The organism is Pseudomonas petroselini (genome assembly GCF_045037875.1).
GTDB lineage: Bacteria > Pseudomonadota > Gammaproteobacteria > Pseudomonadales > Pseudomonadaceae > Aquipseudomonas > Aquipseudomonas petroselini.
In genome coordinates this window covers 2,001,236-2,023,587 of record NZ_CP173614.1, presented here as the reverse complement: position 1 = coordinate 2,023,587, position 22,352 = coordinate 2,001,236, and the positions used below count along the sequence as shown (strand labels likewise).

18 protein-coding genes are annotated in these 22,352 nt (G+C 61.4%); 4 read left to right on the top strand and 14 right to left on the bottom strand.

All coding sequences use genetic code 11. The features are described 5' to 3' along the window. Position 1: 1 nt before the first annotated feature. The 4 genes from ACI512_RS09440 to ACI512_RS09425 are packed head-to-tail and all read right to left on the bottom strand — an operon-like array spanning position 2 to position 4,489. Complete coding sequence (locus tag ACI512_RS09440) at positions 2-763, bottom strand: fimbria/pilus periplasmic chaperone (RefSeq protein ID WP_064054867.1); 762 nt, start codon at positions 761-763, stop codon at positions 2-4. After that, a complete protein-coding gene (locus tag ACI512_RS09435) occupies positions 760-3,354 on the bottom strand; it encodes an outer membrane usher protein (RefSeq protein ID WP_156521576.1) in 2,595 nt (864 codons plus the stop codon). The genes ACI512_RS09440 and ACI512_RS09435 overlap by 4 nt, the downstream gene beginning before the upstream one ends. Before the next feature lie 19 nt (positions 3,355-3,373). After that, the gene (locus ACI512_RS09430) at positions 3,374-3,928 is read right to left on the bottom strand and encodes a fimbrial protein (RefSeq protein ID WP_405121746.1); all 555 of its coding nucleotides are present in this window, start codon (positions 3,926-3,928) and stop codon (positions 3,374-3,376) included. A 51-nt stretch (positions 3,929-3,979) separates the two neighbouring features. Then, the gene (locus ACI512_RS09425) at positions 3,980-4,489 is read right to left on the bottom strand and encodes a fimbrial protein (protein WP_064054865.1); all 510 of its coding nucleotides are present in this window, start codon (positions 4,487-4,489) and stop codon (positions 3,980-3,982) included. A 473-nt stretch (positions 4,490-4,962) separates the two neighbouring features. Between ACI512_RS09425 and ACI512_RS09420 the strand changes: the two genes are divergently transcribed. Together ACI512_RS09420 and ACI512_RS09415 are read left to right on the top strand one after the other, a co-directional pair. Beyond that, positions 4,963-5,484 (top strand): PadR family transcriptional regulator, encoded by a 522-nt coding sequence (locus ACI512_RS09420; protein WP_012722430.1) that lies wholly within the window; start codon positions 4,963-4,965, stop codon positions 5,482-5,484. Then, a complete protein-coding gene (locus ACI512_RS09415; protein ID WP_093542041.1) occupies positions 5,481-6,248 on the top strand; it encodes a siderophore-interacting protein in 768 nt (255 codons plus the stop codon). The genes ACI512_RS09420 and ACI512_RS09415 overlap by 4 nt, the downstream gene beginning before the upstream one ends. Before the next feature lies 1 nt (position 6,249). Here ACI512_RS09415 and ACI512_RS09410 read toward each other — a convergent pair whose 3' ends face one another. Continuing rightward, positions 6,250-6,873, bottom strand: a complete 624-nt coding sequence (locus ACI512_RS09410) for a Pr6Pr family membrane protein (RefSeq protein ID WP_064054862.1) — start codon at positions 6,871-6,873, stop codon at positions 6,250-6,252. Positions 6,874-6,877: 4 nt separating this feature from the next. Continuing rightward, positions 6,878-7,111, bottom strand: coding sequence for a VF530 family DNA-binding protein (locus ACI512_RS09405; RefSeq protein ID WP_012722427.1), 234 nt, complete (start codon positions 7,109-7,111; stop codon positions 6,878-6,880). A gap of 148 nt (positions 7,112-7,259) precedes the next feature. Between ACI512_RS09405 and ACI512_RS09400 the strand changes: the two genes are divergently transcribed. Both ACI512_RS09400 and ACI512_RS09395 read left to right on the top strand, forming a co-directional pair. Then, entirely contained in the window at positions 7,260-9,278 is a 2,019-nt protein-coding gene (locus ACI512_RS09400) for a TonB-dependent receptor (protein ID WP_405121745.1), read from the top strand. A gap of 564 nt (positions 9,279-9,842) precedes the next feature. Then, the gene (locus ACI512_RS09395) at positions 9,843-12,254 is read left to right on the top strand and encodes a glucose/quinate/shikimate family membrane-bound PQQ-dependent dehydrogenase (protein ID WP_236381667.1); all 2,412 of its coding nucleotides are present in this window, start codon (positions 9,843-9,845) and stop codon (positions 12,252-12,254) included. Between the two features lie 246 nt (positions 12,255-12,500). On the opposite strand, the gene ACI512_RS09390 is transcribed toward ACI512_RS09395, so the two are convergent. The 8 genes from ACI512_RS09390 to ACI512_RS09355 form a co-directional block, all read right to left on the bottom strand. Beyond that, on the bottom strand, positions 12,501-12,920 hold the full coding sequence (locus tag ACI512_RS09390) for a group 1 truncated hemoglobin (protein ID WP_236381669.1): 420 nt from the start codon (positions 12,918-12,920) through the stop codon (positions 12,501-12,503). Continuing rightward, positions 12,920-13,783 carry a DUF3034 family protein gene (locus ACI512_RS09385; RefSeq protein ID WP_043204846.1) on the bottom strand — a complete coding sequence of 288 codons (864 nt, stop codon included), beginning with the start codon at positions 13,781-13,783 and terminating at the stop codon, positions 12,920-12,922. Before ACI512_RS09385 ends, ACI512_RS09390 begins: the two co-directional genes overlap by 1 nt. A gap of 5 nt (positions 13,784-13,788) precedes the next feature. Further along, the gene (locus ACI512_RS09380; RefSeq protein ID WP_236381670.1) at positions 13,789-16,137 is read right to left on the bottom strand and encodes a bifunctional diguanylate cyclase/phosphodiesterase; all 2,349 of its coding nucleotides are present in this window, start codon (positions 16,135-16,137) and stop codon (positions 13,789-13,791) included. Continuing rightward, positions 16,121-16,798, bottom strand: a complete 678-nt coding sequence (locus tag ACI512_RS09375; protein WP_236381672.1) for a methylamine utilization protein — start codon at positions 16,796-16,798, stop codon at positions 16,121-16,123. Before ACI512_RS09375 ends, ACI512_RS09380 begins: the two co-directional genes overlap by 17 nt. A 210-nt stretch (positions 16,799-17,008) precedes the next feature. Then, positions 17,009-19,345, bottom strand: coding sequence for a bifunctional diguanylate cyclase/phosphodiesterase (locus ACI512_RS09370; RefSeq protein ID WP_236381674.1), 2,337 nt, complete (start codon positions 19,343-19,345; stop codon positions 17,009-17,011). Between the two features lie 439 nt (positions 19,346-19,784). Continuing rightward, entirely contained in the window at positions 19,785-20,960 is a 1,176-nt protein-coding gene (locus tag ACI512_RS09365) for a PotD/PotF family extracellular solute-binding protein (protein ID WP_012722419.1), read from the bottom strand. Further along, positions 20,957-21,931 carry a GTP-binding protein gene (locus ACI512_RS09360; protein WP_236383288.1) on the bottom strand — a complete coding sequence of 325 codons (975 nt, stop codon included), beginning with the start codon at positions 21,929-21,931 and terminating at the stop codon, positions 20,957-20,959. The genes ACI512_RS09365 and ACI512_RS09360 overlap by 4 nt, the downstream gene beginning before the upstream one ends. 125 nt (positions 21,932-22,056) lie before the next feature. Beyond that, positions 22,057-22,350 carry a hypothetical protein gene (locus ACI512_RS09355; protein WP_043204842.1) on the bottom strand — a complete coding sequence of 98 codons (294 nt, stop codon included), beginning with the start codon at positions 22,348-22,350 and terminating at the stop codon, positions 22,057-22,059. Positions 22,351-22,352: the final 2 nt, after the last annotated feature.

Below are 22,352 nucleotides of genomic sequence, written 5' to 3'. Positions count from 1 at the left end.
GCTACTCATTACGCGGCGAGGCTTGGGTGTTCACCTTGCAGGTATCGCCACTGCAGGTGAACGCCAGCACCGGACGGCCGCCGTAGTCATTCACATAGGACAAATAGGGTGTGGTACCGAGTGCTTTGGCCGTGGGGCCCAACGCCAGCGCACCTTTGGGCGGAACCATCAGGGGTTCAAAACCCGGCACGGTTTTACCGTCCTTGCTGCTGCGCGCATCCACCAGGGTCACGTAGTAAGGCGTAGGGTTATTCACCTTGTACTGCTCGCCTTCGCGGGTGAGGGTCAGCTTCTCCTGCCAAGGGTTGGACAGGTCTTGCTGGCTGGGGGCAATAGCTTGGGGCCGGTAGAACAATTTGATCCGGGTCTGCAGCGCAATTTGCAGCGTGTTGGCTTTATCGCTGCGCGGCGGAATTTCCCTCAGGTTGAAGTAGAAAACCGTCTCCCGGTCCTGCGGCAACATCTTGGCCGCCGGCAATGCCTGAACCTTCACCTGGCTTTGCTTGCCAGGCTCCAAGCGTTGAACCGGTGGCAGTACGATCAAGGGCGTGGTGATTTTTTTGCCGTCTTCATCCTCGATCCAGCCCTGGGCCAAATACGGAAGCTGGGTATTGTTGTTGGTGATGTTCACACTGGTGGCCTCTTTGCCGCCGTCAAAAATCACTCGGGTCCGATCCAGGCCCACCGCGGCGTTAGTGCTCTGGCTCAAGCCCAGGACCAGTAGAGCGAATGCCTGGAATAGGCGGCGCGTATTCAGCGTCATGAGGATGTGTTCTCCGTATTAATTGGCTTCCCGGTCAGCGCTGCTGGCTCGGGCAAGGATTGATCAGTGGCGACGCTCTGGCAGCTCAGTTCGAGGGCGTTGGTCAACGCATCCGCGGGCAAAATGGCCGGGAGCGTAAGGACGCATTGCTCGCTACCGCCCCAACTGACGATCATCTGTTTGCCGGCCTGTATACCGCTCAGGTAGACATTGCCGCCGTCGTTGACGATGCCGGTGTCCTGCTGCTTGAGGTTCTTCACCGTCGCGCCGAAGGGGGGTGAACTGCCGTCCTGCAGGCGAAGAACAGCCATGGCCTTCTCACCGGCAATCACCTCCAGCGACCGGTAACCAATAGCGCCCTCGGTGAGCGTCAGTTGCGTCACTGATTGAGTGGCTTCGACGTTGCCAGGCAAGTTCTCCAGGTCAACACTGGCCGCCGTGCGCTGATAGCTGCCGATGTCGGAGATGACTGCCTTGCCGAAGGCGTTAGTGCGGGTCGGAGTGCCGTAAGCCCGCACAGGCACATCGGGCACACCGCCGGTGTCGACCATCAAACGGGTTCCGCCGGTACTGCTGGAACGATGCAGTGCCCCACCGTAAGGCGTGAGCGTGCCACCGCCGCGCGCAGACACACCGAGGCTGCTGTAATTGCCCTCTTGGGTGCTGACACTGAGATCAATGTCCGCCTGGTCACCGATATGACTCAAATAACCACTGGCGGACGTGTCGCCGGCACTGAGCTGGTAGCTGTTGCGCTCATCGAAGCGATCGCTGTAGCGGGTGGAAAAGTTGTTCTCACCCGCAGCTCTATTGGCATCCAGCGACAGCGTGCCGCTGCGTCCCAACGGCAGACTGACGGTCAGCGCTACGCCGTTATCTTTATGGCTGTATTCCTGACTGCGGTACAGGTTCAGGGACAGGCTCATATTCTTGACGGAGCCCACGCTGAAGTAGCGTGACACCGACACGTTCCAGCGCTGAGTGGCCGGCCGCTCCCAGTACGTTTGTTTACTGTAACTGGCGTAAACAGTGGCCCCCAGGTCCCGGAACTGCTTGTTAACCGTCGCGGTATACAGCGCCTTGCTGCCGCCAATCGGCTTCCAGCCGTCGGTGAGTTCGCTACGACTGCTGAGTTCGCCGTTCAACCCGTAATGACGAGCATCCAGGTATTCACTCATACTCAAAAAGTTCTTCTCGGAAAACCGGTAGCCCGCGAAGGTGACTTGGCTGTCGTATTGTTCAAAGTGCTTGGAGTATTGAAGGCGGTACGATTTTCCCGAGAGCGTCTCGTTCCAGAGCTCTGCGCGAGACTGCGTCACGTCCAACGATATGGCCCCGAATGCCAGCAGGTCGCGACCCGCACCCACGGAAACCGCCCGGTAGTTGTTATCCGTCATGCCGCCGCCAAACAGGGACCAGCCATTACTGACCCCCCAAGAGAACTCTCCCGTGCCGAAAAAATCTCCGTCAGCGCCGTACTGAAGGTTGGACGGCCGCCCAGTCGCCAGCTTGTAACGCACTTGCCCGGGACGCGTCAGGTAAGGAACACCCGCCGTGTCGATCTGGAAGCTGCGCACCGAACCATCCTGTTCCTCCACCCGCACATCCAACGTGCCGGATACTGCATCCCGCAGGTCTTGAATGCGAAACGGCCCTGCCGCCACCAGGGTTTCGTACAACACGCGTCCCTTCTGGCTGATGACGACTTTCGCGTTGGTCTTGGCCACCCCGACCACTTCAGGTGCATAGCCGCGCAAGTTAGGCGGCAACTGGCTTTCATCCGAATTGAGCGAGGCCCCGGTAAAACGGAAACTGTCGAACAGGTCCGAATACAGATAGTCCTCGCCCACCACCAAACGCGCCTTCAACGCAGGCACCGCGCGGTAAGCGTAGTAACGGCTCCACTCCAGCTTTTGATCCTTGTAGGACCGCTCGCGGCCGCTCTCGACGCGCCCCTGCCAATCAGCTCTCAGGCGCCACGGCCCGGCATTGGCACCGAGTGTTCCGTTCCCACTGAAGTTATTACGGTTGCGCTCATCCTTTTGATAACTCGACTGCGCCGTCATGTTGTAGTCAACCAACAAGCCCGGCACGCCCTCGTCCCAGCGGGAGGGCGGATCCCAATTGATAGCGCTGTACTCAAGGTAGGCTTGGGGAAGACTGATGTTCAGCGTAGAAGTGGCTAAATCTCCACTCACCTCCATACCCGGCAAGCCTGTGATATCCAGGCAGCGTCCGCCGTTCCACCAAGTCAGTTTGGCGGCACCGGACGTTTTCAGGCCCAACTGTTCTACCAATTCGGGTGATAAACAGGCCTGGCTCCCTTTGGGATCATCATCGGGGGGATAAAACGCCACCGATTGTTCCGCAATGGCCTGAGTATTGATCTGCACCACCATCGAGTAAGTGCCAGGCAGAATAAAGCCGCTGCGCGCAAACTGAGACAAGTCGATATTCGTGCGATCATTAAGATCAAGAACGTCGGTATTAAACTCTATATCTCCGGCACCCAATACAGTGCCTGCCAGTGACATCAACCCGCCAAAAAGGCTTGGGCGGAGTGCACTTTTCACCTTCGACGTATTCAACATGAAAACAACCCATCACTGTTCAGAAGTATTCCAACTTGAATCGCACTGCGGCACCGTGAGATCCCACCACCAGCGGTAGTCCGTTACCCACCAGGTAAAGCCTGTAGTGGAGTGTCATATCGCCCTCCACTATCGGCAGCAGCGCCATCGGCTGACCCGGCACACTCTCTTGACCCGCAGCATCCTCAATATGGAAAGCGACCCCCTGTGAGCCACCCGACACGGCAAAGGAGCGCCCGTCCCTATCGCTGGGCCCGTCGAACGTCACCCGCAGATGCTGCCAATCAGGCAGCGGTACACCTGGGCGCAAGGGGTCCTCGCGACTCAATGAGCAATTGACGAGACGTAACTGGAAGGGGTGGGGTGCGCCCCTTGCCAATCGCAAAAGCCGGCCCACGGGTTCGGGGGGCATCACGATCGTCTGATCGGCAGTGCCCGCTTCCAGCCCGCAGGCTGAGTCAACGACCACGCCGCCCAGCGTGACAACCCCTTCGCCTTGCGAAGACGCTTGCGCGCCAGGGGCGCTGGTGATCGTCAATAAAGAGGCAATAGCGAGACTTATGAATGTTTTCACCTGGACCTCCCGTCAGCGTCCCCCCGCCACCCTCGGTGGCGGGGGAAAAACTTACTGATAAGCCAAGGTAAAGTTGGTGACCGCGCTGAAATCACCCGGGACGATCGTGCCCGTGGCGGCGCCTTGTACATAAGCACCAAACTCCAACGTGTTATCACCGACGGAAATGGCCTGCGGGGTGGTCGCGACACCCAGCTGAACAGGTCGACCACCGTGCGTCATCATGATGCCCACGCCGCCCGCGCCACCCACGGTACCGATTGCCCCCGGAACAGCGCTGGAGGGTGCGCCGGTGAAGGTGGTGGTCACGGTGTTATCGGTGAGGCCGGTCAAATCGCAGCCTTCCAGTTCGATGGTCACAGGGCGCGCATTGGACTTACCGCCATCTTGCAACTGATGCTTTGCGATCGAACCCAGGGGAACAGTCTGATCGACGGATTCAGGCTTGATAGAGCAAGCACCCGAGTGCACCGAGCCGGTAAAGGTAATGGTTCCATCCGCCGCATTAGCAACGGACATCGAAGCAGCCAACAGCCCGACAGAGAACAGCGCAGCTTTCATTTTAGATTTCATTTGCAAGTACTCACCTATCAATAATCATCGTTAGAAATCCTGACGCAGTTGTGCGAGGACCTATTAAAAGCGCCGATTTTTTTCCAACTATTTGCATTGCAAATCAGGAGCCGTTCGACACCCGACAAGTTTCCGCTGCGAGCACGAGCAAGTAAGCCGTCTTTTTCCCTGAATCTCGTGGCCTTGTTACACCAAGACACATAGGAAAATTATGGCAATTTGCCAAAACTTTAAGAACGACTGTAAGAAAGGGATTACATTGAACTAAACGAGAATTCTTTAGTTGCGAAGAGTCCGTAAGAATAGGATTACATATTCAAAAAAACAACACTGTTTACTTAGGCAGACCCCCTAAATAGTGCAAAACACCGTGGCGGCACGCGGACCGTCCGTCGGGCGCCCTTGCGTGAAATCTAAGATATATCTTACGTTATATCTAGACACACACAGAGGCTCCTACCATGCGAGACCATCCTCACCCACGCGACAGTTTTGACCCCCGCGGCGGCCGCGGTCGCGGCCCCCGGGTGTTTGCCCCCGGCGATCTGAAACTGCTGTTGCCGGCGCTGATCGCCGAGCAACCGTGCCACGGCTACGACTTGATTCGCCGGATCGAAAGCCTGTTCGACGGCGCCTACACCCCCAGCCCCGGCGTGATTTACCCCACCCTGACCTTTCTTGAAGAAAGCGAATTGATCGCTGGCGATGCCGCTGGTGGAAAAAAACGCTACACAATCACCGACGCCGGTCGTCTCTTCTTAAGCGAACAGGCAGTTGCCCTCGACGGCATCCGCATGCGCATCGATGTGAGCAAACGCTCACTGCGCGGCCACGACCGTCCACCGCAAATCCATGAGGCGGTGCACAACCTGCGTCACGCCCTGCATTCGCACCACGGGCGCTGGAGCCCGGAAGAAATCATTCGTGTCGCGGCGCTGCTCAACGGTACCGCTCAAGCCATTGCCGACGGGAAAGACCAATGAATACGCAAGCCATCCATCGCGTTACCCACGAGATCAAGCGTCGCCGCCTACAAGTGCTGCGGGTGGTTGATCTCACCCCGCGCATGCGCCGCATCACACTCGGCGGCCCTGAGCTGGCGGGCTTTGTCAGCCTGGGTAGCGACGATCACATCAAGCTGCTGTTCCCGCAAAACGCCGCTGAACAAGCGGCGCTGGAAAGCCCGACCTTCAGCATCAAAGGCGAAGGCCCGCAACCGGCCATGCGCGACTACACACCCCGGCGCTTTGACCTGGACGCGGGTGAGCTGGATATCGACTTTGTGCTGCACGGCGATGGCCCTGCGTCCACTTGGGCCGAGCAGGTGCAGGTCGGCCAACACCTGTATATCGGCGGGCCACGGGGCTCGATGATCGTGCCGGATATCTTCGACAGCTACCTGCTGATCGGCGATGAAACCGCCCTGCCCGCCATCGCGCGCCGCCTGGAAGAACTCCCGGCCGGGCGCACGGTGCTGGCGGTGATTGAGATCGCCAATGAAGCAGAGCGCCAAGCCCTGCAGAGTGCCGCCGACGTGCAGGTGAAATGGGTGGTGCGCGGCCAGGATGACCTGCTCGAAACAGTGCGCAACCTGAGCCTGCCGGCCGGTTCGCTGTACAGCTTTGTCGCAACCGAAACCAAGCTGTCGCGCCAGGTACGACGTGTGTTGCTGGACACGCACAAGGTCAACGAGGAATTCCTCAAGGCCGTCGGTTACTGGCGGGCCGAGGGCAGCGAAGAAGAGTAAGTCAGGTGCGGGGCTTGATGAGCCTATCCAGCCCCACCACCGCCAGCGCGATCAACACAAACCCCAACAGAATCCCCCCGGCATTCACAAACACCTGTGGATAACCCAGGGTGCTCACATCAATGAACGGGTACTGATACTGCCCGAGCAAGTCCCCACGCAGCAGCGCGTAGGCGAAGTACACCAACGGGTAGATCACCCAGGCGCCGATGTGCCTGAAGCGCAAATGGCCCTTGGGCACACACCGCCACCAGTAGATCAAAAACAGCACCGGCATCACGTCATGCAGCAATTCATCAGCAATGAATTGAAAGCCTGAAGGGCTCCACAAATGCCGTAGCAGCAGGTTGTAGGCCAGGCTGACCACAACGATGCTCACAGCAATGCCACTGCTGACCCTTGGCGCGAGAAAAAACCGCTTCGCCGCTGAGTCGCGATTCACCCAGGCATAGCTCAACACCACCACCGCCAGGGTGTTGGTGAGTACGGTGAAGAAACTGAAAAAGTTGATCAGCCCGCCGAGCAGGCTGGCGCCAGATGTCCAGCGCGAATAGAAAATCAGGTATTGCTGAATCACCAACCCTGCCCAGCCGGCCAATGCCGCTGCCGCCACGAACCGCTTCATGGGATCAATCCAACGGGCGTTTGGTGCGCATCAGCTTCACGTACAACCCTTCGACTTTCTCCCGGGCCCATGGGGTTTTGCGCAGGAACGTAAGGCTCGATTTGATGCTCGGATCGCTCTTGAAGCAGCGGATATCAATGCGCTCGGCCAGGCCTTCCCATTCGTAGTGTTCCACCAGCGTGGTGAGGACGTGTTGCAGGGTCACGCCATGGAGGGGGTCGTTGCTTGTCGCGGTCATGCCAGGCCTATGAAAAAAGGGTCACGAAGGTGCACACCTTATCACCCGCCTGCCCGGTTATAAAAAGTTCCCGCTCCCAGCGAAAAAGAGATGTTATATTGTAACGATAAATATCAAATCTTTTCCCCGTTTTGCCAAGGAATGTCCGATGTCCCTCTCTTCTCTGTGGCGCTTGTCCCCGCTCGCTGCCGCCCTGCTGATCTGCTCCGAAGCCCAGGCCCTTGAACTGCAACCCCAAGTCATCACCGGCAACCCGCTGGGCAGCGAACAACTCGCCTCGCCCACCACCGTGCTCGAAGGCGATGACCTGACCCTGCAACAAAAAGGCAGCCTCGGCGAAACCCTCAACAAGCAGCCAGGCGTGTCGTCGTCGTACTTCGGCCCAGGTGCCAGCCGACCGATCATTCGTGGTCAGGATGGCGACCGCATTCGCATCCTGCGCAATGGCGTCGGTGCGCTGGATGCGTCGTCGCTGTCCTACGACCATGCGGTGCCGCTGGACCCGGTCAACGTCGACCGCATCGAAATCGTGCGCGGTCCCGCGGCCCTGTTGTACGGCGGCAGCGCCATCGGTGGGGTGGTCAACACCTTCGACAACCGCATCCCCACCGAGGCCATCGAAGGCATCCACGGTGCCGGTGAGTTGCGCTACGGCGGCGCCGACACCACCCGCAGCAGCGCCGGCAGACTGGAAGCCGGTAACGGCACGTTCGCCTTGCACCTGGATGCCAATGCGCGGGAATTCAACGACCTTAAGATCCCTGGCCAGGCCCGCAGCCGACACGCCCCGGCAACCGACGACGCGCCCGGAAAAAATGGCCGCCTGGGCAACAGTGATGGGCGCCAGGACGGCGGCGCCGTGGGCGGTTCCTACACCTGGGACGACGGATATGCCGGGTTGTCCTACAGCAACTACGACGCCAACTACGGCTCCCCCGCCGAGCAGGATGTACGCATTCGCATGCAGCAGGATCACTACGCTTTCGCGTCGGAGATCCGCAACCTGCAAGGCCCGTTTACCTCGCTGAAACTCGACGCGGGCTATACCGACTACGAGCACCGCGAAATCGAAGGCGGCGAAACCGGCACGATCTTCAAAAACAAAGGTTATGAAGCGCGGGTTGAAGCGCGCCACCAGCCGATCGGCCCGTTCGACGGCGTGGTCGGCGCACAAGTGACCCGCAACGAGTTCTCGGCCCTCGGCGAAGAAGCCTTCGTGCCGCAGACCGATACCAATGCCGGCGCACTGTTTATCCTTGAGGAAATGCAAGCCACCGAGCGCCTGAAACTCAGCCTCGGCGGGCGCCTGGAACACACCAGCGTCGACCCGGATGCCAAGGGCAATGCGCGTTTCGTCAATGCTGATCGGTCCAACACCTTCACCGCCGGCAGCCTGTCATCGGGCGCCGTGTACACCCTTACGCCAATTTGGTCCCTGGCCGCGACCCTGGGCTACACCGAGCGCGCGCCGACCTTCTACGAGCTGTATGCCAACGGCGCCCACGTCGCCACCGGCACTTACGAATTGGGCGATGCCAACCTGAAAAAAGAAAAAGCCGTGTCCAGCGACCTGGCACTGCGCTTTGACACCGGCACCCACAAGGGCAGCTTCGGCGTGTTCTACAGCCGCTTCTCCAATTACATCGGCTTGCTGGGCACCGGTCGCACATTGAACGATGAAGGTGAAGAGGACGCAGCCGGTATCCCTGAGTACGAATACTCCGGCGTGCGTGCACGTTTCGCCGGCTTCGAAGCCCAGGATCACTGGAAGCTTGGCGAAGGCGCCTACGGCAAATTCGCCTTGGAACTGTCGGGCGACTACACCCGCGCCACCAACCTCGATACTGGCGAAGCCCTGCCGCGCATTGCACCGTTACGCTTGAACAGCGGCTTGCTGTGGGAACTCGACCGCTGGCAGGCGCGCATCGACGTGGAACATGCCGCCGGCCAAGGCCGTGTGCCCGATAACGAGAGCGGCACCGATGGCTATACCACCCTGGGCGCGAGCGCGGGTTATCGCTTTAACATGGGGGGCAGCCAGTGGCTGGCGTTTGTGAACGGTGAAAACCTGACCAACCAGACGGTGCGCTATGCCAGCTCGATCCTGCGGGATATCGCGCCGGCACCGGGCAGAAGCGTGCAGTTCGGTCTCCGTACAACGTTCTAAGGCGGCCACCTCACTACAAATACCCTGCCCTGCCTAATGCCAGTCAGTTAAGACGTAGAAAGGGTAAAAAATAACCTGTGGCGAGGGAGCTTGCTCCCGTTGGGCCGCGAAGCGGCCCCAGCTCTTTGTTTCAAAAGACTGGGACTGCTGCGCAGTCCAACGGGAGCAAGCTCCCTCGCCACAGGTACAGTGTTTGCCCTTAACTGACTGGCATTACCCTGCCCTGCCCCTTTTTTTGCAGCGACATTTAGTCACTGTTACCAAATCGGAAATGATGCATCTTGCGATTTGCGCTTTCTCTCGGCGCCCACTGCCTTTATCCTTCCCGGCAATAACCTGAAACGTTTCACTCCCCGGTCGACCCCATCTTGCTGACATTCCCCGCCTGCAAAGACAGCGCTGTCTTACCCCCCTCTGCGCCTGGGGATAAATCGCCCGCCTGTGGATAACCCCGTTTATCCCCGGAAAAACCGAATTAACGCTGAACCAAGCCCGTGCCGAATCGTCATCTACAGTGAAGACACACGGGGATACATAATTCCAACGTAACGGAGAAACACAACTATGAGCACTGACGGTGCCTCAAGCCCAAGTCGCCTGCTGCCCAGGCTGCTAGGCGTCTTGCTGCTGATTATGGGCCTGGCCTTGTTGGCCGGGGGTATCAAGCTGAGCATGCTCGGTGGGTCGCTGTACTACCTGCTGGCCGGTATCGGCATCACCTTGACCGGCGTCCTGCTGCTGGCCACCCGCCGCGCCGCGTTGGGCCTGTACGCACTGGTGCTGTTCGCCAGCACCGTGTGGGCCTTGTGGGAAGTCGGCCTGGATTGGTGGCAGTTGGTGCCGCGCCTGGCGCTGCTGTTCGCCCTGGGTATTGTCATGCTGCTCCCGTGGTTTCGCCGTCCGTTGCTGCGTGGCCAGCCTGCCCCGCTGGGCACTGGCGCGTTGAGCGTGGCCGTGGTGCTGGCCGGTGCGGCTGCCGTCGCCAGCCAATTCACCAACCCCGGTGAGATCAAAGGCCAACTGGACCGCGATGCGGTGCCGGGCATGGCCAGCGCTGCGCCGTCCCAGGCCGATGGCGACTGGAACTCCTACGGCCGTTCGGCCTACGGTGATCGCTACTCGCCGCTGGCACAGATCACTCCGGAAAACGCCCACAAACTGGTACCTGCGTGGACCTTCCGCACCGGTGACATCCCTGGCCCGAATGATCCAGGCGAGACCACCGCAGAAAACACCCCGCTGAAAGTCAACGGCATGCTCTACGTGTGCACGCCGCACAGCCAGGTGATTGCACTCGACCCGGACACCGGCAAGGAAATCTGGCGCTTCGATCCGAAGATCAGCAGCCAGGGTGCCGAGAACTTCAAGGGTTGGGCGCACATGACCTGCCGTGGCGTGTCGTATCACGATGACGCCGCCTACGCTTCCGAGCAGAGCCCGACCGGCAGCGCCAGCACCGCCGCTGCACCGAATGCCTGCCCGAAACGTATTTTCGTACCGACTGCCGACACCCGTCTGATCGCCCTCAACGCCGACACCGGCAAGATGTGCGAAGACTTCGGCGACAAAGGCCAGGTCGACCTGCGTGCCAACATCGGCAGCTTCGCCCCAGGCGGTTACTACTCCACATCGCCACCGGCCGTGACCAAGAACCTGGTGGTGATCGGCGGCCACGTCACCGATAACGTTTCCACCGACGAGCCAAGCGGCGTGATCCGCGCGTTCGACGTGCACACCGGCAAGCTGGTGTGGAACTGGGACAGCGGCAACCCGGACGACACCACGCCGTTGGCCGAGGGCAAGACCTACACCCGCAACTCGCCTAACATGTGGTCCATGTTCGCCGTGGATGAAAAACTCGGCATGCTGTACCTGCCGATGGGCAACCAGATGCCCGACCAATACGGCGGCAACCGTACCGAAGACTCGGAAAAATACAGCGCCGGCCTGACCGCCCTGGACATCGACAGCGGCCACGTGAAGTGGACCTTCCAGTTCACCCACCACGACCTGTGGGACATGGACGTGGGCGGCCAGCCTTCGCTCATCGACATCAAGACCGCTGAAGGCGTGAAGCAAGCGGTGATGGCGTCGACCAAGCAAGGCAGCATCTACGTGCTGGACCGCGCCACCGGCCAACCGGTTGTGCCGATCCACGAAGTGGCGGTACCGCAAGGTGCGGTCGCGGGCGACCACACGTCGCCGACCCAACCCAAGTCCGACCTGAACTTCATGCCGCCGCCGCTCAAAGAGCGCGACATGTGGGGCGTGACGCCGTTCGACCAGATGCTGTGCCGGATTGATTTCAAATCCATGCGCTACGACGGTGCTTTCACCCCGCCATCGCTGCAAGGCTCGATCGTTTACCCAGGTAACTTCGGCGTGTTCGACTGGGGTGGCATTTCCGTCGACCCGGTTCGCCAGATTGCCTTCGTGAACCCAAGCTACATGGCGTTCAAATCGAAACTGATCCCGGCCGCCGAGATCGCCAAGCAAGGCCCACGCGTCAGCGAAACCGAAGGCGTGCAGCCGAACAAAGGCGCGCCGTACGGCGTGATCCTCGAAGCCATGCTGTCGCCAATGGGCCTGCCGTGCCAGGCGCCGGCGTGGGGCTATGTGGCGGCGGTCGACCTGACCACCCACAAGACCCTCTGGATGCACAAGAACGGCACCGTGCGTGATAGCTCGCCGGTTCCAATCCCGCTGACCATGGGCGTACCTAGCCTGGGCGGCACCTTCACCACCGCCGGTGGCGTGTCGTTCCTCAGCGGTACCCTCGACCAGTACCTGCGTGCCTACGACGTCAAAAACGGCAAGCAACTGTGGGAAGGCCGCCTGCCTGCAGGCGCGCAAACCACACCGATGACCTACACCGGCAAGGACGGCAAGCAGTACGTGCTGGTCATGGCCGGCGGTCATGGCTCCCTGGGCACCAAGCAGGGTGACTATGTGATGGCGTTCAAACTGCCGGATTAAGCGACACCGACAACAAGACTGTGGGAGGGGACAAGCCCTAATGCCAGTCAGTTAAAGGTGAGCACCGTACCTGTGGCGAGGGAGCTTGCTCCCGCTGGGTCGCGAAGCGGCCCCAGCTCTTTGTTTCAAAAGACTGGGACTGCTGCGCAGTCCAGCGGGATCAAGCTCCCTCGCCACGGGTTACTTTTCGCTCTTGCTGCTTCTTAACTGACTGGCATTAGGACAAGCCCCCTCCCACAGTTGCGATCAGTGTTCGATCACTTCCCCGCGCATCACCGACAGCCGCGCAATCAGGCGATTCTGTACCGGCACTGCAATCCCCTCGCTGTCCATCGCCTTGATCAAGTCTTCCACCAACGCATTGAAATCACTGCGGCTCACGTTCTGGCCCTTGTGGCTCTCGGCCATGCTGTCGCCGGTGTAGGTGCACGGCCCACCCGCCTCCATACAAAACTGTTCGATCAGCTTGTTGCGCAGGCGCTGGATATCAATGCGCCGGAAGCGCTCGACGATGCGTTCATCGCGGGCGATGTTGAGCAACATGCCTTCGACGATACGCGTGATACCCGGCAGGGCGCCGAGGTCGCGATAGAGGCTGTCATCCTTCGGCGGCTGCTGGGCGCAGGCACTGAGCAACAGCGCGAGGAATAGCGGTAACACGCGCATCAGAAACTCCCTTGCACCGACAGGTAGGTGCCATTCTGGTTATCCAGCGTGGCGATTTCGCCAAGGCGTGCGTAGGCCAATACAAACGACACATGCTTGTTGGGGAAATAGCCGACGAACACGTCCGCCCAGTCACTTTCGCCGGCAAACGACAGGTTGTCGGGCTTCTCGCGGTACTCCACGCCCACCGCCCACCGCGGGTTGAGCAGCAGCGCCAGCGAGCCCTCCTTGAGCAGGCTGCGGCTGTCGCGGCGGTCACCGCCAAAGCCAAGCAAGCCGGTCTCATTGGCCCGGCTGTAGCGCAGGCTGCCGTTGACCAGCACGTTGTAACCAAACGCGGCGCCCATGAACAAGCGGCTGGCGGCCAGATAGCCCTCGACGTCGCTGTCGCGCTTGGCGCCCACCAGGCTAGGGATATCGAAGTGGGTCTGGTGCTTATATTCCAGCCCCAGCGAAACCTGGGGCAGCGCGTCGTAGATCACGTCGCCGAACAGCCGTACCTTGAGCCCCAGCACGTCCTGCCCGAGGTTGTCTTCGGGCAGGTTGAGCCTGTGCACCAGTGTGCCGAGGTCGAAGCGCTGGCGGGCGAAAGACAGCTCGACACGGTTGTCATAGGCCAGCGCCAGACCGGCCACGTCCAAGCGATAATCCGGAAGGTTGACCGTGGTGGCGAATGCCGTGGCGCCCCACTCGTGCTGTTCGCCATACCCGGCCAGCACGGCCCACGGTGTGATACCACCCCCCGCCGCACCTTCAATGCTGCTGGCGCCGCCGGTCGCGATCAGGCGGCCATTATCGGCCAGCGCCGTTTGCAGGGTCAGCGCGCAAAGGCAACCCATCAGAAAAGAAACACGCACCGTCATGCCACTCAATGAACCAGGGAAGTTTGCGCACTGAGGGGCAAGGCCACCCAGGCTTCGAAGGCGTCGGCACTCAAGGGCCGGCTGATCAGGTAACCCTGTGCCGTGTCGCACTGCCAGCGCTCCAGCAGGCGCAGGCTGTGGGCGTATTCAACGCCTTCGGCGACGACTTTGAGGCCCAGGTTGTGACTCATCTCAATGGTGGAGCGCACGATCACCGCGTCTTCGCTGGTTTCATCGAGGTTGCGCACAAAAGACTGGTCAATCTTCAACTCTTGCACCGGCAGGCGCTTGAGGTGCGCCAATGACGAATAGCCGGTGCCAAAGTCATCCACCGACAGGCCAATGCCGCAGTCGCGCAGCAGGTTGAGCACCTTGAGGGCTTTTTCCGGCTCGCGCATCACCGCGCTTTCGGTGATTTCGAACAGCAGTTGTTCCGCCGGCAAACCATAGCGACGCAGCAATGCCGAGACCCGATGGGCCAGTTCATCGCCAAGCAGGTCGTCCGCGGAGATGTTCAGCGACAACTGCAGAGACAGGCCGCGCCGGTTCCACTCGCACAACTGGCGGATGCCCTCCTCGATCACCCACTGAGTCAGCAACGTGATGCTGCCCGAGCGCTCGGCCAAGGGGATGAATTCCGCCGGCGAGACCATGCCGAATTGCGGGTGCTGCCAGCGCAACAGCGCTTCAGCCTGGCGCACATGGCCTTGGCGGATGTCCAGCTTGGGTTGGTAGTGCAACAGCAGTTGGCCCAGGTTGGGGGCGTGGCGCAGGTCGCGGATCAGGGTGATCTGGCGGCGGTGCACCAGGTCGCGCCCCTGCTCGTAGACCTGCAAGCGGCCGGGCATTTGTGCGGCGTCCTTCATGGCAATCGCCGCCCGCTCCAGCAAAGTAATGGGGCTTGCGCCATCGGCCGGGTACGCCGCGATGCCCAGGCGGCAGTCCAAGGCCAGATCATGGCCATTGATGCGCTGGGGACGCAGCAACAGTTGTTGCAGTTTGTCGGCCATGCCCACAGCTTCGTCGCTGCCCGCGCCTTCGAGCAGCAGCAGGAATTCATCGGCGATCAGGTGCGCCAGGGTATCGCCGGGGCGCAACGCCGCTTGCAGGCGCTGGCTCACCGTCAAGAGTAATTGGTCCACGGCTTGCGGCCCGATGGCTTCGCTGGCGACGCGCAGGTTGTCGATACCCAGGTAGATCAACGCCATCGGTCGCTGCAGCGCAATTGCACTGCCCAGGCGCTCCATGGCCAGCGCACGGTTCGGCAGGCCGGTAAGGCGATCATGCAGGGCGTTATGCGCCAGCTGTTGTTCGCGCTCGGCAATGCCACTCTGCATGGCGTTGACCGCAAGGGCCAGGCGCCCCAGTTCATCACTGCGCGCCAGCACGACCGGGGTCTGGTAGTCGCCACTGCCGATACGCTCGGCCGCCAGCGCCAGCGCCTGCACCGGGCGCGATACCGTGCGGGCCAGCAGCAACGCACCGATCAGCGAAGCGATCAGCGCGACCAGGGCAATGCCGAGGATCTTTTCATCCAGCGGTACAAACGCCTGCATCGCCGCGTCCAGCGGGCTTTGCAGCAGGGCCAGCACTTTACCGTTTTCATCACTGGCCAGGACCAGCGACTGGTTGAGGAAACGGTGCTCAAGGTGATCGGTGGTGGACACGCCACGGCGCGTCGAATCGCCCTGCATCAGCGCGCTGATACTCGCGCGCAGTACCTGCGGCTGGGTGCTGACCAGCTCGCCAGGACGGCCACGATCAATCGCCAGAAATGAGACTTCCAGGTTGCTCAATGAACGCAACTCATCGGCGAACGCACCGTCCATGCTGAACCCCATCACCACCCGTGCAATCGGCAACGGTGCCAACACCGAAGCCTCCACCAACAGGTGCGGTTCGCCTTGCAACGGGACTATCAGCGTGGCCTGGCGATTGCGCCGAGCTTCCCGCAGGGCCTGGTCGTAGCGAAAGGTCGAGCCTTCGGGGACTTCCTCCACGGTGCTGGCCAGGACGTTGCCGTCCATGCCCAGCAGGATCATGTCATTGGCGTTGATACGCTTGCCGTGGTTGAGCAGCACCGAACGCATCGTCGCTGAATCGCCACTGGCGACAGCGTCGCGAAAGCCGAAGTCGGCCGCCAACAACTGCACGCCATCGGCCAGGCGTCGGCTCCGCGCGTCGAGCAAGCGTTCGAACACCCGCGTCCCCACGTCCAACTGCGCCAGGGCCTGACCGCGTACCGCCGAGCGGGTCGCGGCCTTGACGCTGAAATACAACGCGCCGATCACCACCAGCGACAGCAGGATCAGCACACTGGCGACCCGCGCCTGGAAACTATTGCGCAGTTTCATGGGCGGCTCGATTGAAGGCATCGCCAAAGGCGCTGGGTGCCGGCGGCAAGTCCGCAGGCGCAGGTTCCAGGCTCAACACAACGCGGTGGCTGAGGCCGGTCGCGGGGATGTGCAAGGTGCCGCCATCCAGCGGCTGCCTATCCGCCAGTTGCGGATGCCATAGGGTGAGGTGGTAGTCGCCGGCCGGCAGTTGTGCCAGGTGCACCCGGCCCTGGGCATCGCTGACGCCGAAACGAGGGTCGTCGGTCACGTAGATATAGCCGAGCATCCAGTCATGAATGTTGCAGCCCAGCACCACCACACCGGGTTTATCGAACAGCAGTGGGTCGGTAGGCGTGCCTTCGTAAAGACGCAGCTCAAAGCGCTTGGCAGCGGAGAACGAATAGACCTGATGACGAATATTGTCGCTATTGGGGAAGCGCACCTGCGTGCCGGTATGCACCGCCAGCACATGGGGCGCGAAGCGTTGACCGCGCTGGTCCATATCGGCCTTGAGCACACCCTGCGGTGCATCGGCCGGGCCTCGGAGGGTCACCACGGCATCGGCAACAGGGCGGCCGTCGGCCTGGTAAGCCGCCACCTCGAGCGTCGCCGCCGACGCGGGGCCGGCCGCGGCCAGCAACAGCGCCGCACGGGATAACAGGTGGAAAATCCGAGCCATGGTCGATCCGCAGAAAATGGGCTAAAAGAGCGGCCAGCCTTGGCACAGAAGCGTTGCACTGCAGGCATGATGACGCAAATAAGGCTAACTGCCATCATTCAACTTGCAGGAACACATGACCGCTGGTCGGCGAAAACCTATGCAATCGGTCAAGCTCTGTAGAGGTTATCGACCCTGCTCTAAAAATCTGTAGTCGACGGGAATGACTATTTAGATGGGCGCCCGCTCGCGGCGCATCCAACGCTCGAACGCCATCGCGTTCAATGGCCGGCTGATGAGGTAGCCCTGTGCGGTGTCGCAATTCCACAGCTTGAGCAGCTTGAGGCTGGGCTCGAACTCCACACCTTCGGCCACCACCTTGAGCCCCAGGTTGTGGCTCATTTCGATGGTCGAGCGCACGATCACTCCGTCGCCACTGGTGCTGTTGAGGTTGCGCACGAAGGACTGGTCGATTTTCAACTCTTGCACCGGCAAACGCTGCAATTGCGCGAGCGACGAATAGCCGGTGCCGAAGTCATCCACCGACAGGCTGATGCCACAGCCGCGCAGTTGCTCCAACACGCTGAGCGCCTGTTGCGGGTTGTGCATGATCGCGCTTTCGGTGATCTCGAAGATCAGTTGCTCGGCCCCCACCTGGTACTGCATCAACAAGGCGGTGACGCGGATCGCCAGCTCATCATCGGCCAGATCATCCACCGAAATATTCACCGAGAGCTGGATCAGCATGCCGCGCTGCGCCCACTCGGCGATCTGGCGGATGGCTTCTTCAATCACCCACAGGGTCAGGCTACTCATGCTGCCGGTGCGTTCGGCCAGAGGGATGAATTCGTCCGGGGACACCTGGCCCAGGATCGGATGCTGCCAGCGCAACAAGGCTTCGGCCTGGCGCACATGCCCGTGCTTGAGGTCGAGTTTGGGCTGGTAGCACAGGAACAACTCACCCTCGATGACCGCACGCCGCAGGTCACGGATAAGCGTGATCTGGCGCTGATGGGCCAAGTCGCGGTCCTGCTGGTAGATCTGCAAATGCCCCGGCAGGCTCGCGGCGTCATGGCGGGCGATGGCGGCGCGGCTGATCAACTCTTCCACGTGCTGGCCATCGGCTGGGTAGGCGGCGATGCCGATGCTCACTTCGTGGCGCAGCTCGTCGTTGCCGATACGCTGGGGCTCGGTGAGCAGTGCGTAGAGGCGGTCGGCACGGGCCACGGCGCGGTCGACCTCGGTGTTTTCCAGCAACAGCAGGAACTCGCTGCCGGCAATACGTGCCGCCGTGTCACTGGCCAACAGGCTCATGGACAGGCAGCGGCTGGCTTCGCGCAGCATTTCTTCCACGCCCTGAGGGCCGAAACCTTCGTTGATCACCCGGTAGTTTTCGATTCCCAGGTACAGCAACACCACCGGCCGACGCGCACTGATCGCGCTGCCCAGTCGCTCCATGGCCAGCGCGCGATTGGGCAGGCCGGTGAGCGGGTCGTGCAGCGCGTTGTGCGCCAATTGCCGCTCGCGCGTGGCGATGCCGCTTTGCATGGCATTGAAGGCACGGGCCAACAGCCCGAACTCATCGTGGCTGCGCACCCGCACCGGCGTGCGATAGTCACCGGCGCCAATCCGCCCGGCCGCCTGCACCAGGGCATTGAGCGGGCGCGACACCCGTCGCGCCAAAAACAACGCCCCGGCCAACGACACCAGCAGCACCGCCAGGGCGATCCCGAGGAACTGCCGGTCCAGCGGCGCGAAGGACTCCAGGGCATGGTCAAGCGGGCTTTGCAGCAACACGCGCACTTCGTTGCCATCGCCGGTGTTGGCCAGCGGCAACACTTGGCTGAGCACGCGCCGGCCATAAAACAGGTGGATCTTCGGTTCAGGGCTGATGTGCCCCTCGCGCAGCAGGCTAAGGGTGGTGGCGTGGTAAGCGTCCGGCTGCGTACTGAACAGCGGTCCGGGCTTGCCGTTTTGCACGCTGAGGAACGACACCTCCAGGTTGCTCATGGAGCGCAGTTCGTTAGCGAACAGTGTGTCCATGGGAAAGCCCATGACGATGCGGGCGACGGGCAGTGGGTCGAGCACTTCATCCTGCACCAGCAAATAAGGCCGGCTATCCATCGCCACAATCAGCATCTGCAGCCCCGTGCGCCGCGCGTGGCGCAGGGCGTCGTCATAGGGGAAAAACTGCCCACGCGTGAGGATCGGCAAGGTGCTGACCATGACCTTGCCGTCCAGGCCCAATACAAACACTTCGCTGGAGCGGATACCGGTACCGTGGCGACGCAGGGCGGCGAGAATCGGCACGGTCTTGCCTTCGGCCACAGCCCGTTTGAAGGGGAGATCGGCGGTCAGCCAGTCCAGGCCGTATTGCAGGCGACGCCCACGCAGGTCGAGCAGGCGCTCGAACACTTGGCTGCCGGTTTTCAATTGGACTTGCGCCTGGTTTTCCACGGCGCGGGAGGTTGCGGTCTTTACGGCGAAGTAGGTAGCGGCGACGACGACCAGCAGCAATAGCGCGAGCACCCCCGCGATACGGGTTTGGAACGTGTGGCGCCACCTCATCGCAGTGCCCTCTGGCAGCGTTCGCCTCTCTCTGCCACGGCGTCCCTTTGTCATGTGCGTTCCTTGCGACCGCTGACCTGGCGTCAAAAAAACATCTATTTTGTTTGAGTGTTGGGTGTGAGGAGATTAGCTGGGAGTTTGGGTAAGTGCACCCAATAAAAACAGGGATATTGGTGCCAGTTTATTGGCGACAGAGGGTTGGCTGATTTTTTGGGGGTTTGAGACTCACTTCTGGAAGATCCCAAAAGTAAGCACCAGATACATGGAGATCAAACTGTGGGAGGGGGCTTGCCCCCGATAGCAGTGGGGCAGTTGCAGATGTATTAGCTGACACACCGCAATCGGGAGCAAGCCCCCTCCCACATTTAACCGAGATCGACAGTAAGAACCCGGCAGGACGCCGGGTTAGCCGTTACCGCAGCAACGGTTATGTCCCCGGTCAACCACCCCGAGCCCGCATAAAATCCCCCCACCGCCGCACCAAATAATTATGCTCATCCATCACCGAATTCCACACCGCAATATGCCCCATCCGCTGCTCATAAGACCCCCCATCACGCATTTCACCGATATCAATCAACGGCAACCCATCACTCCCCAGCAATTCCTCCCGCGCCGGCTTACCCGCATACCAGTAATCCCACTCAGCACTGCTCAGGTGATCACGACTGCGCGCCGGGTTGCCGATGTAATACCCCTGCCGCGCCATCACCGCCCCGGGCCAACCGGACAGCCACCAATTGAGATACGCATACGCCGCATCCAGCACCGGCCCCTTGGCATGCCGCGACAACGACACGCCACCAAACCACGCCCGATACCCTTCGCTCGGCACCGCCAGGCGGTATTTCACCCCCGCGCGATGCAGGCGCATCAAGGTCGGTGACCACAGGCTCTGGATATCGATACTCGGGCTGAGCATCAATTGCGCGGCCTCTTCATCATCGGACCAGAACGCCGCGAAGTGTCCTTCTTTCTGTTTGCGCACGAGGATGTCGGCAAGCACGTCGATCTCTTCGATGCTCATATTGCCGATGTCCTTGAACGTCGCCAGCCCTGCGCCCTGCACCGCCAGTGCGGCATCCAGGGCGCCGATGGCGGCGTCGCTTTGCAAGGCCGTACGCGCACGCCACGCGGGGTCGAGGAGCCAGCCCCAGCTTTCGTTGCCGTGGCAAAAACCTTCGGGCAGCCGCTCGGGGCGGTAGGCGAAGCTGTCGGCGTTGTGGGTCAGCGGCAGCATGCTGATGCGCTCGGTGACAGTGCTGCCGAGGCTGCCGTCGTGCTGCACGAACAGGCGCTCGCTCGGCACACTGCCGCTGCCCAGGCGGTCATTGGGGGATAGGCGCCCGCGCTTGGGCAGGTCATTGATCTCGTGCCACAGCGCAATGCGCCGGGTGTCGATGGGCTGGATCGCCCGGGCCGGCCACACGAAGTCGACGTTGTGGAACCACTGGTCGTACAGGTCATAGCTCTCGGGCTGCATCACCGCGATACGCTGGGCCTGTTCGACGTCATGCACCTGGTACACCAGGCGAATGCCCAGTTCCTGTTCGGCGCGTACACGCAGGCATTCGAGCAAGGTGACGGAGGTGCCGAGGACGCGAAGGGTGATCATGCCGCGAACCGCCGCGAGAACGCCTCGAACGAGCGCCGCAGCAGCGCGGGGTCGAGGCCGCGCAAGATAAACACCAGCCGCGATTGGCGGTCACTGCCCGGCCACGCAGGCAAATGGACCGGCGCATGCAGGCAATGCTGCACGCCATGAATGACGATGGGGGCGTTACTGGCGTTCACGTTGAGCAGCCCTTTGACACGGAGGATTCGTTCGCCGTGGCATCTTAACAGCATCGACAACCAGACCCCGAACCCCACCCAATCCAGCGGCTGGTCGAAGGTCAGGCTGCACACTTGTGCGCTACCGTGGATAGCCGTGGTGGTCCGATGCAGCTGCCAGCGACTGACTTCCACCGCCGGTTCGGCGCTGCGCAGGCCCTCACCCAGCAACAGTTGGTCGCCGCTGTGGATGTCGTGGGTATTCAGGATCGGCGTACCCGCATTCAGCGCCTGCAAGTGCGCGCGCAGTGCCGCGCAGTCGCCCGCAAGATCGGTCTTGCTCAGCAGCAAGCGGTCCGCCGCGGCCACCTGGGCCAGCCATTCCGGGTGCAGGCGTTCTTGCAGGGTGGCGTGGCAGGCGTCGACCAGGGTGATCACCAGGCCGATATGGAAACGCCCGCGCAGTTGCACATCGTTGTTCAAGGTGGCGAGGATCGGCGCCGGGTCGGCCAGGCCAGTGGTCTCCAGGATCACCCGTTTAAAGGCCGGGATTTCACCGCGCTCGCGGCGCTGCAACAGGCCGAGCAGCGCGTCTTTCAACTCGCCACGGATCGAGCAGCACACGCAGCCGCTGGGCAGCAGTACAGTGTCCGGCGCCACTTCTTCCACCAGCAGGTGGTCGATGCCGACATCGCCGAATTCATTGATCAGAAGCGCGGTGTCGCCCAGGCTTTCGCCCTGCAGCAGGCGCTTGAGCAAAGTGGTCTTGCCGCTGCCGAGGAAGCCGGTGATGACATTAAGGGCAATGCTCATAGTCGTTTCCAAACCGTCCATTGTGGCGAGGGAGCTTGCTCCCGTTGGGCTGCGCAGCAGCCCCCAGAAAACCGGAGCGCTTCGCGCTCCAACGGGAGCAAGCTCCCTCGCCACAGAGGGCGGGTTCAGCGTTCAAGATGGTCGAGCAGTATCGGATCGAGAGGATCCAACGGGCGGCCGAGCAGGGTCTCGGCGGCCTGCCAAAGTTGATCCAGGCCATGGGCGAGTGCCTGTTTACCGGTGGCGCCCAACAGCAGGTAGGACGCGCCCTGGAAGTCTTCGACCTTGAGCCGGAACACCGCCAGCACTTGGTTGATCGCCGCAATCCGGCGCAGGCGTTCGCGGCGTCGGGGCAGTTCGTCGCCCAGGGGGTCGCTCCAGTGCAGGTCTTCGCCGAGCAATCCGCAGAGTCCGCACATCG